This window comes from Chitinophagales bacterium (genome assembly GCA_019694975.1).
GTDB lineage: Bacteria > Bacteroidota > Bacteroidia > Chitinophagales > UBA10324 > JACCZZ01.
On record JAIBAY010000001.1, the window covers coordinates 436709 to 453721 of the forward strand.

Here is a 17013-nt window from a genome sequence, read left to right on the forward strand (position 1 = left end):
ATATGGATTGTTATTCACTTGAATGCTCATACTATGAAAGCGCGACTCCTTCCCCCAGCTTTTCTGTTCCTCACATGTATCCTGTTTCTTCCCGCCTTGCTTGCAGCACAGATAGATCCGTGGCCAAAAGTTATTGATAAAGACGAAGTAAAGATTACCATCTATCAGCCGCAACCCGAATCGCTGAATGGAAACCTGTTAAATGTGCGTGCTGCAATTTCTGCTAAAAATGCAGGCATGAAAGATCCTGTATTTGGTGTTATGTGGGCCGAAGTAAGATTAAATACTGACAGGGACAACAGGATGGCCACACTGGAAACCATCAAGGTTATTGATTTGCGCCTTCCTGCTTATCCGGATTCTGCCAAGATAGATGCAATGGCAGGTATCATCGAAACTGATGCCCAGTCGTGGAACCTCGAAATATCAATTGACAGGCTCCTGGTAACACTGGATGAAAACAAACAAGCAGACGAACTGGCGGCAGGCATAAAGAATACACCTCCGAAAATCATAGTTGCCGACAAGCCTGCTGTGTTGGTATTGATAGATGGTGAACCGAAATTCGCCGACTTCCGTGAAACCGGTTTACAGCAGGTGGTTAATACACCCTTTTTAATACTATATGAGCCAAATGAAAAGAAGTATTATTTAAATGGTGATGGCATATGGTATGCTTCATCATCTGTTATGAATGGCTGGGCACCTGCAGAAAATCTGCCGGCCACAATCAACCAGGCTTCACGCACGCTTGAAAAAGAAGGTAACATTCCATTACGTGATACGGTAAATCGTGAACCGGAACAGGAAATACTGGTATCTACGGAACCTGCCGAGTTGATTCAATATGATGGCGAACCTGACTTTGCCTCTATTAAAGGGACTGATTTACTCTACCTTAGAAATTCGACGAATAATGTTTTTTTACATATGCAATCACAGGAGTATTTCATCTTGATTGCCGGCCGCTGGTATAAGGCGCCTGCACTGACGGGAAACTGGAGCTATGTGGCCAGTGATCAGTTGCCTGCTGATTTCAAAAATATTCCGGTGGGTTCTGAAAAAGATATTGTGCTGGCAAATGTAGCCGGAACGACACAGGCCAATGACGCATTGCGAGATGCACAGATTCCGCAAACGGCAGTGGTAGACAGGAAGTCGGCTTCCGCATCGGTAAGTTATGATGGTGACCCTCAATTTGAAAGAGTTGAAGGTACCGATGACCTCTACTATTCCCCAAATACTGCAGCTATTGTGCTTCGTGAAGGCACCAAATATTACGCAGTTGACAATGGTGTTTGGTTCGAATCTTCTTCTCCCGGCGGACCCTGGCAGGTGGCCCTTGATCGTCCTGATGAAGTGGATCAGATTCCGCCTTCCAGCCCTGTTTACAATGTGAAGTATGTTTACGTTTATGATTATACACCTGATGTTGTTTACGTAGGTTACACTCCCGGATATCTTGGCTCTTACATAGTTGGGCCTACGATTGTTTACGGTACCGGTTGGTACTACAATCCGTGGTATGGAAATTATTTTTACCCGAGGCCCTATACTTATGGATTTAATATGTTCTATAACCCATGGTCAGGGTGGAGCTTTGGGTTGTCATTCAATTTTGGCGGTTGGTTTTATCTGCCCTATGGCTACTATTTCAACTCCTGGTATGGCGGTTGGTGGGGACCGTCATACTATCATCCTCCGTATCATTACTGGTGCAACCACTACTACGGTGATAAACCAGTGTACTCCTACAACAATTATTATTACGGGCCAAGAAATACCTATAGCAGCAACAGTAAACCTGATTACAAACCGGTGGAACATATTGGACCGAATGAAGCAAATGGATCCGGAAATCTTTATATCAGCCGTCCCGGTATTTTTTCCGGAACAGTTAATACAGGCAATGGCTCGGGTAGTATCGACCGGCCGGGCACTACAGGAGGAAAGGGAAATAACATTGACAAAGGAAATGCCTCCCGCACTGCCACTGCTGCAACTCCGGCAAACGGTACACGGACAGGAACGGTTAAAAATGATGTTTACACCGATCAATATGGAAACATTTATAAAGGGCGTGATGATGCGTGGAAACAATATGATAGCAAGAGCAACAGATGGACAAAACCCTCGTCAGGAAAGATGACGCCATCGAAACCCGCGAGTCCGGTTGCTGACAAACCGCAGAAAAAAACAGGTACTTCGGTCAGCAATACATTTGACCGCACTCAGTTGCAAAAGCAACAACAACAAAGAGATCTGGGTCAGCAAAGAAATCAAAGCTTTAAACAATATCAGCAAGGCACACAACGGCAGCCGAAAACCAACAATGCCGTTTCAAGGCCGTCAACCAATCCAAAGTGAATGCTGTGCAGGTCGAAAGCAAAACAGTAAAAAAGAAAGCAACAACTTCAACAGCCACTTACTAAAAATCGATGACTTCAAACAAAAAATAATTATTGATAAAGGCTTTGGGCTAACCTGATGACTTCCCATTTTTTGAAAAAGGGATTTGCTCAAGTCTGATTGACTAAATGCATCCCCAGATAGTTATCGCTGTATATCTTGTATGAGTGCCTGCGCAGTGCGGAAAGCAATCTCATTACATTCATTAGAAATGAAGGCAGACAGGAGCAGATAAATGTCTTGCATATTTGAAATTACTTTTCTTAGTTTCACTTTCATTCATGCACGATTACCATCATATCAACCGTCATTTGGATGAGCTCAAAAAATGCGCATCGGCAGATATAGCAACACATGCGGTGGCCTTTTTTGAATCTGCTATTTTATTAGAAAGGTCCAAACTGCTCGATTTGGCGGAGAGCCATTATAAATGGACAGAGCAGCATGCAAAGCACAAACAACTGAGGTTTGCTTATTCGAAACTGATCCTTGCATTCAGCCGGTTCTACAATGAGCAATATGAATTAGCGATGCCCATGCTTACGGAATTAACAGACCTATTTAATGGGCAGAATGATCGCAACGGCGCTGCAGTCTGCACTCTCCTGCAGGGAAGTATCTATCGCACACTTGGAAATTTTGATATGGCCCTCATGGCACTTTGGGAGGCACATGAGCAACTAAAAAAAACTGAATTATTCCGCCATTTCTATATGGCATGTGGTGTCACGCTTGGCGGAACGCTCTTAGAGATGAAACAGTATGAAGCAGCGATCAGTCATTTCACCACGAGCCTGGAAAAGGCAGAGGCTACAGGTTCATTTTACTGGAATATTTACGCTTTGCATGGCCTTGGAAAAGTTTATCTTATTAATCAAAATTATCCCGCAGCAAAACTATGCTTTGAAAAAGCGAAGACGGTTGCAGAAAAATATAATCATCCATTATCGCTTTGCAATTCAATCGGTGAACTGGGCAATTACTACTATGCTGTTCAGGATTTTGAAACAGCAGGGAAATTGCACCTCGAAGCCCTTACCATGAGAGAACAATATGGATTTACAGGCGGAGTCATAACAAGTTGTCTGCAGTTGGGAGAAACATATATAAAACAGCAACGGTGGAAGGATTCAGTTGATATTCTCGAAAAAGGATTGAAAATGGCCTTGCCACTCAAAGTGAAGCTCAAAATGTATCAGATGCACCTGCTGTTGTCGGATATATACGAACGAAGGGGCGATCTTACAAAGAGCCTGCAGCACTATAAAGATTTTCATCATCTCCGTGAGCAGGTGGAAGCAGAAGATAATGCCAGGAAATTAATAAATGCACGGATTATATTCGAAGCCGAGCAGACTAAAAAGGAAAACAGTATCATCAAAAAACAAAAACAGGAGATTGAAAAGAAGAACATTGAACTGCAGGAAATCGTTGATGAACTGACGCGCGCCAAAATCGGAAGAAAAGCGAGGGCGATTACGCTTGTTATTGCCATCGCGCTATTTATACTGGACGACACAATTTTACATTTTGCCTTATCTGTTGTTCCGGCAAACAATTATTTTATTTCATTGATCGTAAAAATGGTGATCATCTTTTCGTTGGGACCGATCAATAAATCCATTGAGCATTTTCTATTGAAGAAAGTAATACATAAGGAGAACAAAGCAAAAGTGAGATAACGAAGGAGTCACAACTGCATGCCCGGCTTGTTGCAATACAGTGTCAGTTTGATGAACTCAACGTCTTTATGAAAATCGCCCCGGATAAAATTTGTTACACCATCAGGGAATTATTCCGGGCGGGCGGGCTGGTGTTCACAGAAAAAAATATACACCAGATTCTCTGCGAGCTTCGGTTAATACGACCACAGATTATGCTCGTACTCAAAAATTTCCTGCTTGATCCGGTCTGACTCGCGCAAGGCATCCGTGCCGGTAGCATAGTCCTGTATCCTCCGGTCAAACACATTGGACTCTTTGTAGATGTAACTGCTGAACATCCGCATCTCAAAAAGATCATCCCATGATAATCTTATGGCATCATTACGGGCATTAAACACCTCCTGCTTTACCAGCACGTTTCGGGTGGTTGGATAATATGCCCAGAACATCGGAAGATCCAGCTGAATCTGATCATCATAATAAAGCGGTGCAATGGCAAGTATGCGAACCTGCATGCTGGAAGTCTCCTTATCAAAAAACCAATCTTCCTTTATACGGTATTTGCTGACCTTCGTGGGGTCAAACTCTCTTACGAGAACAGTATCTTTCACATAGTTACCATCAAGGTCTGAGAGTTGAATGGTATCATTGCCGGCGCCAATCTTGGCAACATCGGCGGGCAATTTCACCGTCTTGAAATTATCCTCCTGGTATACAGTGATTTCGCCCGAGATAGCAGCATCACGAAGGATGAAAACGAGTGGTTTCAGGTCTTTCCAGTCGATGCCCTCATATTTAAACGGCAGGTTCATCTTTTCCCTGGAATCAATGATTCTCCAAACACGCTTTTGCCACAGAACATCCGCTTCACGGATATTATCGTAAGGAACAACTTCCCTTTCCACGGGGCTTACCTTGTCATAAAACAGATCCCTTGGCATAGTTTCATCAGCCTGCCCGAAAGCACTGAATGCCCCCGCAAGCATGATAACTGAAAAGACGGGAAGGATGCTCATTTTCTTCATAACAACTGATTTACGGATTGAATCCTTTATTTGATCTGAAGCGGAATACTATTAAGATTTCTAGGTGTTTTATCAGGACCTACTGCTCTTATCTTTCTGAAGATGATCTGATCTCCGGGTTTACATCCCTGCACAAACTGCGCAACCTTTGCATTAAATTTTGCGCCGGAGTTTTGTTCTATCCGCGCATCTTGTCTCTTTGGAATATAAACACATTCAAACGAGGTTACATCAAAACGCACGCCCTGGAAGTAGAAGTCCTTCAGGATTGCACCGATACCGGGCACAGCCTTCAAAGTGCTTGTTGGGATATCACCTTCCGTAATCGTACCATTGATGGCAGCAATTGGATCGGGTATTCTCTTAATAACAAATTCCTGCGAGCCAATCTGCCGGTTGCCCCCTTCCAGTGCCACGGATACATTCACAGTGACTTTCTGATTCACCAGTGAACCGGGCATATCAGCGGTATATTTGCCGGACCCTGATTTCGTAAAGCTTCCCTGGGTTGCGGAAGCACTCACTTTGTCGGCAGGAAATCCCGGAACTGAAACCGAGAAAGGATTCGGAATACCGGCATAAATGATATTCAGGTTCTCAGATGATACCACAACCGAACCTTTTGCTGTCTGGTATTCTGATTCAAAAGGATAATATCTTGGTTTGCCATCAGGGCCCTGCACCATTACAGCACCTGAATATTTCTGTATCCCTTCTCCACCGGCCACCGTTTCATACTTTCCCATTCCATCCACCACTTCTATTTTCTTGCCACCGCCGGAAACAGGATTCTCGGTCAGTTCTTTGAAGTTACCGTTTTCATCCTTCTGTGCAATACCATAATTCAAAGGTCCTACATATACTTCAGGGTTCACGGTTGAGCTGTATGCAGCCACAAAAATGTCGGCTTTGTATTGTTGTCCGGCCATGATATAGCTTGTGGGCGCAATCACCTTTGCCAGGATCCTGTCTACTACCACCGTTTTTGCATTCACCTGCTTAAAGAGATATTCCACAATCAGATCTTCCGAATTACGGATATCGTTCTGGTATTTGTTCAGCAAGGTAAGTGCAGCGATGGTTGGCACCATTTCAAAATTAGTGACTGTCCAGTTTTTTAATACCCCATCAATTTTCTCAGTCGGATCTACTGCATGCACTGAAATCTGTGTTTCCAGTGTTTTCTTGTCTTGCGGATTATCAACTAAAGTAAGCAGGTCGGCCCGCAACTTGTTGATTTTTGCCTTCAGTTCATCCCCCTTTCCTTTATTGATCATGAGATTCGTGGAAACCTCGAGATTGCGATCATCAAATAATTCTCCCTTTTTCATCAGTTCAGCTACCGGCATTGATTTCACATCCAGCTTCTCACCGGTTTCATTGCTCACGATACCGCCTGATTCAGCAATCAGTTCCCTCTGAATATCTTCAATCTCCGCATAAAGCTGATCGGACATCACTTTCGCTTTCTTTGCCTTTTCAAGGAATGGGCCGGTGCGCTGTGAGTCGTTTTTAAACTGCTCCTCAAATGCGGCGAAAGTCTGATTATTCTTGCTGGTTATGGCAGCGGATGAAACAGCAAGGCCGGAATTCACAACATGAAATGCATGCAGGATTTCAGCCGACACATTTAATGCAAGAAGGGCTGTCAACACCAGGTACATGAGGTTGATCATGATCTGGCGCGGTTCCTTAGGTATGGACATTCTTTAATTCAATTTTGATAACTGTTGGAAAAACGAACTATACTATACTCTTCTCTCTCTATCCCTCGCGATGCTGACCACCCATGGTCATTGCTGTCAGCATATTGCCGTACACGTTGTTGAGCTGTGACAGGTTTTTAGCCAGGCCAGACATTTCTGAACGGTATTTCCGGGTGTCTTCCACAGATTCGGAAAGATTATCCATAGCCTGCGTGAGCGAGCCATAAAACTTATTCATCGTTTTCAGGTGACTGTTGGTATCCTGCAGTTCCAGTTCATAAATGGCATTGAGCTGTGCAAGATTTTTAGAAACCTGTTGTACCTGTTCATGATAGCTTTTTGTTTCAGCAGTTGCATTACCAAGCAGTTTGGCTGCTTCTGTAGCGTTGGCATATGCTACCTTCATCTCTGCCAAAGCACCGGCTGCCTGTTTGGCGCTGGCAGAGTATTCATTGGTGGCCATGGATGCGTCAGTAAAATCATGCAGTTGAGAAATATTATCTCCAAGCCGTTTCAGATTATCTCCCAATCTCCTGATCAGCTCAGGTTCCAGCTTTGCTTCTGACATCATCTGATCCAGCTGATTGGTTAAAGAGCCATGCGTGCTGGTTTCTTTAATCATTTTCAGTTCATCTTCATCAGGTGCGAAATCGAGTTCCGGATAAATCTTCTCCCAGTAATAATCCTTATGCGGAGGAAGAATACCCAGCAATGCGAAAATGAACGCCTCAGTACACATGCCGATGATGAGGAATTCACTGGCAAAATCCCAGTGCTGCAATTTAAAAAGTGCACCTAATAATACAACGGAAGCACCAACTCCGATGATCAGGTTTTTCAACCTCTTGCCTCTTTCGGATTCAAAGAATACAACGATTCTATTCATTGATAAGCTGTTTTAAATGTTTAAAAAATCGAAATACTATTCAGAAATTGATTGATTCGATGTTATTGCCTGTCATCAATAGACCGTCCCAGGAATGTAATGACATCCCTGAAACCGATGTAACACTTGGCAGTGTCCTGGTATTCATAGTTGCGCGTACCCACCTGGCACAAATAAGCAATATCCTTCCACGACCCGCCACGAATAACTTTGCGTTTCATCGTAATAGGGTCGCCTGCATCCACATCGTAGCGAATATCAGGATTCAGGTCATGCTCAAAGTGGTAGCTGTTTTCATAGAAAGCGGTGGATGTCCATTCGGCAACATTTCCAGCCATATTGTATAAGCCGTAGTCATTCGGGAAATAAGCATCAGCCTTCACTGTGTACATGCCGCCATCGTCGGGATAATCTCCGCGGCCCGGTTTGAAGTTGGCAAGAATACAGCCCTTCTTATTTCTCATATAAGGTCCGCCCCAGGGATAAGGTGCGAGATCCCTTCCGCCGCGTGCCGCATATTCCCATTCCGTTTCCGTAGGAAGGCGGAATTCATCGTTTGTTGCTTCACCGTGCGAAGTGAGAAAATCATTCCACAGCCTTGTCCTCCATTTGCTGAAAGCCATTGCCTGGTTCCAGGTTACTCCGATAACCGGGTAATTGTCAAATGACGGATGCCAGAAATAATTTCTGGTCATTGGCTCATTATAAGAATATGCGAAGTCATGAACCCAGCTAAGTGTATCCGGAAAAACATTCACCACCTCTTCTTTAATCACGGTTGTACGGTCAAAATCCGGATTCAACCTGTTTACATCACGGGCAGCCTCTTTATAGTCAACCCAGTAATAAACATAGTTAAGTTTTCTCGGATCAATTTCTTTCTTACCAAGTATCCGTTGCTCTTCAGGAAAATATAGTTCGTCGAGTGATTCCTGTAATTCAGGATCCGAGTAATCTATATATGCATCCCAGTTTACTTTTTCATTCCCGTTATCATCTTCGAGCATATAATCTTCGCCTAAAATAGTATGCGCTATGGAATCCCTAACCCATTCCACAAATTGGCGGTATTCATTATTGGTCACCTCTGTTTCGTCCATGAAAAATCCCTGTACGGAAACAGTTTTCGTACGTTGAATCATGGAATTGTTAATGTCCTGATCATTTTGCCCAATGTGAAGTGTGCCGGACTTGATGTAAACCATTCCGTATGGAATAGTAACGTTCCAACTCGGACGATCAAGTGAACCCAGCAACTGTCCATTGTAGCCACCCTGGCAGCCAGCCAAAACGGCAACAATGCCCAGCAGAAGAAAACTGTGCTTATTCAACATACCCGGAACTGTTTAAAAAGTGGTTGAACTTTCGAAAGTTTGTAAAAGTAGAAAAATTAAACAATTAAACAAACAAATGGGGATTAACCGGAATATTCAGCAAACCAAGGACTTAATAATGCGTTTTCAGGTTTTTTATTGTATCCGCGGCAACCTTTTTTCAGAACCGAGGTGTATAGATGATTTTTCCAGGCTTGACCGGTTTCATCAGGTCAATCCTGTAATTCAACACTACCTCGTGTGATCCGTTATTCACAGTGTTCAGTGCCGAAACCGAAAAATCATAAGAATAGCCCAGCCTGAAATTCTCTGCAATGTTGATACCGGCAGTGGCAATAATTGCATCTTCACTTTGGTTGTTAAAACCGCGATAGCCTGCTCCCATCCATAGGAAATCCTTATAAAGGAAAAGCAAGTCGGCTTCCGCCTGCAAAAAGTTACCATCAGATTTTACCATAACCGATGGCCTGATGCCAGCCTGTTTGCTGAATTTCGCCAGGTAACCCAACTGCAGGTAGTATTGCCGCTCATAATCGAATAAAAGGCTGCTGCCTTCGGTGTTTAACTTAACCGTTTGTGGCAACACGTGGCTGACGGAAATTCCTCCTGAAAGGTTTTTTCCATTGAAGAAGATTCCGGTAGCAAAATCGGCCGCAAATCCATTGACCGGCACAACCGGCAGCAGGAAATCATTGTGGTTGATGTCGCCATTGAGATACTCACCGTCAGGTGCACGCAGTTTCGACCCATCCACTTCCACCTGCACTGCACCGCCACTCACACCAAAAGAAAATTCACCGGCTTTTGTCTTAATGATATAGGAATAGTTAACCGTAACGCCAGTGTTACGAAGCACACCAGCCTGTTCATTGAGCAGCACGATACCGAGGCCGCCATGCAAAACCGGAACCGGTGAATGCACTGCAATATTTTGCGAGATGGGATGTCCTTCAATGCCCATCCATTGACTCCTGAACTGTGCTGTCGCACTCAGTGACTTGTCTAATCCGGTAAAAGCAGGATTGTATGCAGCCTGGTTCAGGAAATATTGACTGAACTGCGGATCCTGCTGCGCAAATGACCTAAGCCCCATGCATAGCAGTAACACTACACTTATCTTCTTCCATTGACCTGGCTGCATAGATAACTTCTGGTTGCTGTAAATTAAGAACAATTTTACGTAACCATCAAAAACTGCGATGATGCTTCGCAGAAATGCTGTAATGGCCAATGAAAAATTTATGGAAGCACGGATCAATGAGCTAAACACCACAATTCACACTAACCAGTAAGCACATCGCAACCGGGATAGACCTGATGACCTACCCAACCAATGCATCCCAAGAATGGAAGCTGATGAGTGTGATTTAATTCAGCAATGATCAGGAATAACTCAGCCGATGCTATTCAGATAATTATCAATAGCCATCGTCATGCTGGGCGCTTGTGGTGCAGGGGCCAGTACATCAATATGCAGGCCTGCATCCATCACCGCCTGTGCTGTTACCGGACCGAAGGCGCCGATCTTCATAGATTTTTGTTTGAAATCAGGGAAGTTTTGTTTGAGTGCATTAACACCGGTTGGCGTAAAGAACACCACCATATCATACTTCCGCAATTCATTTTCGACAAGTTCTACAGGGACCGTTTTAAAAATAACCGCTTCCGCAAATTCATATTTTTTCTTTTTCAGGTAATCCGACGTATCTGACTTATGAATATCGGAACAGGGCATCAGGAATTTCTCCCCATCACGGTGCTTTTCAATTATCTCTGTCAATCCCTGAAAAGTACCATCCCCAAAAAAGACCTTTCGTTTTCTGAATAAGATGTATTTCTGCAGATAGAGCGCAATAGCTTCTGTCATGCAGTAGTATTTGGCATCCGGTGACATCCTGACGCGCAGATCATCACATAGTTTGAAGAACTGATCAACTGCACTTCTGCTGGTGAATATTAATGCTGAAAAGTCAGCGGGATTTATTTTCTGCTTGCGGAATTCTTTAGCGGAAACACCTTCGAGATGAATAAAGGGTTTAAAATCAACACTGATTTTATGTTTGCGTGCCAGTTCATAATACGGATTCTTATCATTCTCCGGTTTCGGTTGAGTGATCAGAATCGACTTGATGACTTGTTTTGCAGAATTCCCGTTGATGGGCTTTGAAGATGATGTACCGGAATCCGCTGCTGTTTTAAGTTGCCTGGTATTTTTCTCAACCATCAATTTCATTTAAATCCTGATTTTTCTAGAAAGAAAACCTGAGCGGTCCCAGGTTTTGTAACAATCGAATGATGATCAGCACAGGTGCAATTTCAAGGGCGCAAATATACAATAAAAAGTGGAACAAATGACTTCCGAAATAATTGAACCCGATGTTAAAACCTTTCAGGTAACGGAGCAAAATACATCCCGCAGATACTGCCAATGCCGCATACAGCGCATAGGTGCTCAACGGCGCAGGCGCGAAAATCAGCAACAATACCAAAGGAAAAAGTGCCACGCCGAGCAAGCGGTTAAGTTGTATTTCATAGAAGTTATAAAGGGTAATTTCCTTTCTGAACGGGAGCAGCAGCGATGCAGCCTTCAGCAGCAGGTAACGCGCAAGCAGGAAGATCGTCACAGCAGCCACTGCGATCAACATTAATATCCATGGCGGATCAACCTGCAGATACCCAAATTGCCCAAGTAATAGAAATGCAAACAGGGAAAGCACCAGTAATGAAAACAGGTTCAGCAGCACGGTACCAAATGAAACCCCAGTTCCCAATTCGCGAAACATCTGCTGACTGGGCCCCCAGTTTTTAAAGGCCGAGAACAGCTCGTCAAATTCCTTTGCGTATCCAAAGCGAATAAACGCCAGCAGGATCAGCAATGAAAAAGCGAGATAGAATTTCCAGTCTTCACGCTGTTGCTTACGCGGAATTTCATATAATACCGCCACTGCGGAACCATAACTATGGTGCACAACAGGAGACGGAAACTGATCATGCCATAACCGGTAACGGATAGCAAGCTGATCAAGCAGCGCACTGCCGGATGAATCGCTGAATACACCAACAGCGGCGCTAACAGAATCATGACTATCCAATGCAATGGTATCACCATCATATACCAGGTGTTGCGCTGTTGACAAAGCCGGTTCTTCAGCCTGAAGCGCAGCTGCCCCTAAAGAAAAAAAACAATTAATGGCTGATGCGATAATGAACATCAGGCAGCGGTAAGGTGTCCTCTGCATCAGCTAAAAATTATTGAGATATCCAAAATGAATTTTCGCCGCGCGGAGTTCAATGGGGTTGTTTTGTTGATGCCCAAGAGCATAGCTTACGCCAAAGATACCAGCTTTAGTTTCGAAATTAAAGCCTGCGCCAAAGCCATAGGGCGTATCGTGGATAAGCGGTTCAACTGACCGGTCTTCCACATAACTTCCATCAAAGAACAGATAGAAGAATGAGTTCCTGCTGATGAAGTAATGATATTCACCGGTGAACACATGATAACTGGTAGCGAGAATGGCATGTTCATCAAACCCTCTTAACAAACGGAACCCGCCAAGTAAAAACCGTTCATTTGCGTAAATCTTATCGGCAATAATGGCGCCACCATGATATGCTGCAAGGAATGAACTCCGGCCGGCTACCTGCCAGTATTTGTTTACGCTGCCCATCAGCCTGAACTGTGTTTTTTTTTCATTGACAGAATCGTATAATGAACCAAAATCAAATGCAGGATCGGATGGATCTGTCAGCGTGGTGATCTTTGCATTTTCCTTTATGGTCTTATTGCCGCCTTCCGCATTAATAAGCAATGCAACACCACGGCGTGGATTGATGCGGTAATCAAGCTTTTCGAAAACAAAGCCGACACCGTAAAGCCGGGTGTTGTAGTCGATATTCGCAGGTAAAGTTTTAGTCTGCAATATGCTTAGTGTGTCAACCGATAAAACTGCATTGGAAATATTTCTGAAATAAAACTTAAAACTGTTCACACCAGTAAACAGGTATTGCAGTCCAATCATTTCTTTCACCTCCAGGTACAGTGTATCGTTTTTATAGAGGTCGAAGCCTGCCTCTATGCCGAAAGGCAAATTGAACAGATAGGGATAAGCACCTTTCAGATTCACCTGCGTTGCTTTTCCGGGCAACTGGTTAAACCGCAAACTGAGTGATTCTCCTCTGCCGAATGGATTAATAAGATTCAATTGCCCGTCGCCGGTGACCTGCAGCTTACCGTCAGATCCGCTGTTTGGCAACACACCTAACAGGAAATCAAAACTGCTGGCATTCTTTTTCTTCAGGTATAAAAGCACCGTTGCAGTAGCGTTATTAAACTGAACTGCCGACGGGCGCTCCTCGCTGAGAAACGGGAGCTCCGCAAGCTTACCTGTGATACCTTTAATGGCGTCATCATCATATACTGCCGGTAACCGTAAACCAAGATAACCCGATAGATATTTGGGCGAGATTTTTGCATCCCCTTTTACATTAATACTGTCGACTGTGATCAGCTTATTTTTTGTGACAAAAATTTTAGCATGCAACTGTTGCTCCTGAATATGCAAACTATCCAGCTTCACGGAAGCGAACGGATATCCGTTATTTTCTAAATAGGTAAGCAGCTTATCCATCATGCCGGCAACTCCTTCGCTGCTGAACGTGCTTCCGTCAAATAATTTTTCCCGGAAACCAATCCGGTCAAGCATAACTTCATCGGCATTGCCATTGGAAAGACTGGCCCATCTCCATTGATTACCGGTATAAAGTGTCGCCGATAACCGCATGGAGTCGGCGATGATGGATGAATACGTTGCTTCGAGAAACCCTTTTTCATAGAGTTTATTGAGCAGGCTGCGCATTTCAGCTACAGCGGACATTGAATCGCGCTGGTTTCTTTTGTAGGCAAAATCCTTCGTTAAAAAGCCGGTATCTTTGTCGGCAGGAATAATGCGGAGGAGGAAGTTTCCCTGCGCATGCAGGTTATAAGTTGCCAGGAGCAGTAAGATAAAAATCAGAAAACGCATGCCAATATTGCGGTAAATGAATTTACAAAACTATCAATGATCAATGACAAATCTACCATTCAGGGAAACAGCGGTCTGAAACCCTTTCCGCGAATGTTGCACCTGTTGCTTCATTGGTTGTTGCCGGCAGCAATAAACAACGATGAATGATTTAATTCAGCATGCATGGCAGGTATTTACATTCATATTCCATTCTGCAGGCAGGCATGCCATTATTGTGATTTTCATTTTTCTGTAAACCAGGCAAGCAGGCCGGCAATAGCAGATGCTATAACAATGGAGATTGCCTGGCAGAAAAATTATATCGGTAATGAAATTATCAGGACTATTTATTTCGGTGGCGGAACACCTTCCTTGCTTGATGAAAATGAACTGGCAAAAATTTTTGAACAGCTGCAAAGGCATTTCAACATTGATCAACATGCGGAAATTACGCTGGAGGCCAATCCCGATGATCTGACAAAGGAAAAAATAAGCATCCTTTCGCATTCACCGGTTAACCGCCTGAGCATCGGCATACAGTCGTTTAACGACCATGATCTGCAATGGATGAACAGGGCGCATCGCGGATGGCAAGCTTCAAAGGCGATACAGGATGCACAGGATGCGGGCTTCAACAATTTATCAATCGACCTGATCTATGGATTGCCTGATTCAACGGATACCGGCTGGAATCAGAATATGGATACAGCGCTTGCAGCCGGCGTGCAACATATTTCCTGTTATTGCCTAACTGTTGAACCGAAGACAGCACTCGCTCATTTCATTTCGTCGGGAAAGAGTAAGCCGGTCAATGAGGAGCAGTCTGCCAGGCAGTTTGAGATGCTGATGGAAAAAATGAAGCGCCAACAATGGTTGCATTACGAGATTTCGAATTTCGCCATTGATGAGCTTCATTGTTCGAAACACAATACCGCCTACTGGAAGGGTGAAAAATACCTCGGCATCGGACCTTCCGCACATTCTTACAACGGCGTGTCGCGGCAGTGGAATGTTGCAAACAACCATCATTACCTGTCGGCAATCAGACAAGGCATGATCGCTTGCGAAAAAGAAATCCTCACCCCTACACAACAAATCAATGAGCGCATCATGACACAGCTAAGAACTGTCTGGGGGTTGCAGCTTACCGACTTCGATACAACAATTTCCCGTCAATTGCATAGCAACAGTCTTCCGTTTATTGCTGCAGGCCTTGCCACTTTACACGAAAACCTGCTTACCCTGACGGATTCTGGCAAGCTGATTGCCGACCGCATAATTGTAGAGCTGATGCTGGAAGATCCATCATAATAGCATACGGATCAGTTTTGAATTTCGATTCACCAGTTCACTTATTTTCGATAGGTACCAGGTTATTGAATCCTTTGGCAATAATCTTTGTATACGGCAAAGCGTTTTTCAGTTCCTTATATATTGCAGCATCAAGCTTATTATAGCTTACATCAACCACCTCCAGTTGTTGCATGTGCTGTAATTGTTTTACGGCTGCGGGCATATCAAGCGATTCATTAAAACTCAGATTCAGGTTCTTTAACGATGTAAGGCGCTCAAACTGCGCCGGTAATCTTATAAGGAGGTTTGCTTTCAGGTCGAGATTGTTCAGTGCCGTGAGCCTTGAAAAACTATCGGGCAGCGTTGACAGCAGATTACCGCGCAGGTTTAGCAAATGAAGTTGGCTGCACTGCGTGATTGTGACTGGAAGCGCCGTCACAACCTGATCATTCAGGCTCAATACCTGCAGTTGTTGCAGGTTACCGATTGTCGCTGGCAACAGCTTTATCTTATCCACCGGGTAAGCGAAAAAATCAGCGTCGGCATGCAGTTCGCGTAATGCTGACAGTTCGCCTATCCAGTCCGGCAGCCTGCTGATGTGGTTGTGATCAATATTCAGCACCTCGAGGTGTTTCAACCCGCGAATAGCCGGTGACAATTCAAAGAGTGTGCACCAACTGAGGTTCAGTACCTTAAGTTTCAGAAACTTTGCAACGGCTGACGGCACGGACATGACTGAGTCGCCACTCAGGTTCAGGTCTTCGAGCTGAATAAGTCTATCAAATCCGGCAGGAAAATTCTTCAATCTGTTTCTGCGCTGACCGTCCTTATCCATTCCGAGGTTAAGTGCTTTCAATTGCACCAGTTGTTCAATGCTACCCGGAAGCGATTGCAATCGATTGCCGCTTAGATCAAGTGATTCCAAAGCAACAAGGCTTCCTGTACTTTCCGGCAGTGTCGCCAGGTCGTTGGAAGCAAGCGACAGATGACGGAGGGATGCAATCGCCGACAGCTTTACCATTTCATCCTGCAACTTCAGTGATAAATTATTGCTGAGATCAAGCGATGAAAGTGCGTGGAAATCATTCAAGTTGCCCGGCAATGCGAGCAGCCTGTTATCTGAAAGATTAAGCCGCTGAAGTCCCGGCAGCTCATTCAAGCCGGGCGGAAAATTCTTCAACAGGTTGTTGGAGAGGTCGAGCGCAATGAGCTGAGGGATTGACTTGAGTATTCCACTCAGTACTGTAAAATTCAATGACCTGTTAAATGATAAATTGAGATCTGAAAGGTTCCGGCAATTTTGCAAGGCATCCGGCAAGACGGTGAGCTGATTTGATTTCAGGTTCAATGACTGAATCTGCTGCAGCCTCCCTATTTCATCAGGCAAAACACTGATGCCGCAGATGCTGATCTCAAGAAAACTTAAACCAGGCAGTTCCGCCAACTGTGACAATATCTGTTTCCAATCGGCCTGCAGGCAATACCTGAATGTGATTCCCTTAAGGTGGTTTAGACTGGAAAAACCTGCAGGCAGCCGCGTAAGTGTATCATGTTCGAGGAAAAGATAATAGCACTGTTGCGGTTTTTTTAAGGCAAGGTCAAGCCGGTAAAAAGTGCTGTCGCTGTCATAAGGCACCTCCTTTACCTGTCCGGATGCGGCAAAGGTCATTGCCAGACATAGCAGCAGGCTGCA

12 protein-coding genes are annotated in these 17013 nt (G+C 44.3%); 3 read left to right on the top strand and 9 right to left on the bottom strand.

The window, feature by feature from the left end:
* Nucleotides 1-33 precede the first annotated feature (33 nt).
* Both K1X61_01660 and K1X61_01665 read left to right on the top strand, forming a co-directional pair.
* Nucleotides 34-2367: a hypothetical protein gene (locus tag K1X61_01660; GenBank protein ID MBX7107331.1), complete on the top strand. Its 2334-nt coding sequence runs from the start codon at nucleotides 34-36 to the stop codon at nucleotides 2365-2367.
* Nucleotides 2368-2657: 290 nt separating this feature from the next.
* The gene (locus tag K1X61_01665) at nucleotides 2658-4091 is read left to right on the top strand and encodes a tetratricopeptide repeat protein (GenBank protein MBX7107332.1); all 1434 of its coding nucleotides are present in this window, start codon (nucleotides 2658-2660) and stop codon (nucleotides 4089-4091) included.
* 176 nt (nucleotides 4092-4267) lie between these two features.
* Here K1X61_01665 and gldN read toward each other — a convergent pair whose 3' ends face one another.
* The 8 genes from gldN to K1X61_01705 all read right to left on the bottom strand — a co-directional run bounded on the left by gldN (nucleotide 4268) and on the right by K1X61_01705 (nucleotide 14045).
* Nucleotides 4268-5098 (bottom strand): gliding motility protein GldN, encoded by an 831-nt coding sequence (gldN, locus tag K1X61_01670; GenBank protein ID MBX7107333.1) that lies wholly within the window; start codon nucleotides 5096-5098, stop codon nucleotides 4268-4270.
* Between the two features lie 26 nt (nucleotides 5099-5124).
* The gene (locus K1X61_01675) at nucleotides 5125-6804 is read right to left on the bottom strand and encodes a hypothetical protein (GenBank protein ID MBX7107334.1); all 1680 of its coding nucleotides are present in this window, start codon (nucleotides 6802-6804) and stop codon (nucleotides 5125-5127) included.
* Between the two features lie 58 nt (nucleotides 6805-6862).
* On the bottom strand, nucleotides 6863-7690 hold the full coding sequence (gene gldL / locus K1X61_01680) for a gliding motility protein GldL (protein MBX7107335.1): 828 nt from the start codon (nucleotides 7688-7690) through the stop codon (nucleotides 6863-6865).
* Between the two features lie 62 nt (nucleotides 7691-7752).
* Nucleotides 7753-9024, bottom strand: a complete 1272-nt coding sequence (locus K1X61_01685) for an SUMF1/EgtB/PvdO family nonheme iron enzyme (protein MBX7107336.1) — start codon at nucleotides 9022-9024, stop codon at nucleotides 7753-7755.
* 160 nt (nucleotides 9025-9184) lie between these two features.
* Complete coding sequence (locus K1X61_01690; protein ID MBX7107337.1) at nucleotides 9185-10165, bottom strand: type IX secretion system membrane protein PorP/SprF; 981 nt, start codon at nucleotides 10163-10165, stop codon at nucleotides 9185-9187.
* A 252-nt stretch (nucleotides 10166-10417) separates the two neighbouring features.
* A complete protein-coding gene (locus tag K1X61_01695) occupies nucleotides 10418-11248 on the bottom strand; it encodes a uroporphyrinogen-III synthase (protein ID MBX7107338.1) in 831 nt (276 codons plus the stop codon).
* A 25-nt stretch (nucleotides 11249-11273) separates the two neighbouring features.
* Entirely contained in the window at nucleotides 11274-12263 is a 990-nt protein-coding gene (locus K1X61_01700; protein MBX7107339.1) for a DUF4271 domain-containing protein, read from the bottom strand.
* Between the two features lie 3 nt (nucleotides 12264-12266).
* Nucleotides 12267-14045 carry a BamA/TamA family outer membrane protein gene (locus tag K1X61_01705; protein MBX7107340.1) on the bottom strand — a complete coding sequence of 593 codons (1779 nt, stop codon included), beginning with the start codon at nucleotides 14043-14045 and terminating at the stop codon, nucleotides 12267-12269.
* 165 nt (nucleotides 14046-14210) lie between these two features.
* Between K1X61_01705 and hemW the strand changes: the two genes are divergently transcribed.
* On the top strand, nucleotides 14211-15338 hold the full coding sequence (gene hemW, locus K1X61_01710) for a radical SAM family heme chaperone HemW (GenBank protein ID MBX7107341.1): 1128 nt from the start codon (nucleotides 14211-14213) through the stop codon (nucleotides 15336-15338).
* 37 nt (nucleotides 15339-15375) lie between these two features.
* Here hemW and K1X61_01715 read toward each other — a convergent pair whose 3' ends face one another.
* A complete protein-coding gene (locus K1X61_01715) occupies nucleotides 15376-16989 on the bottom strand; it encodes a hypothetical protein (protein MBX7107342.1) in 1614 nt (537 codons plus the stop codon).
* Nucleotides 16990-17013: the final 24 nt, after the last annotated feature.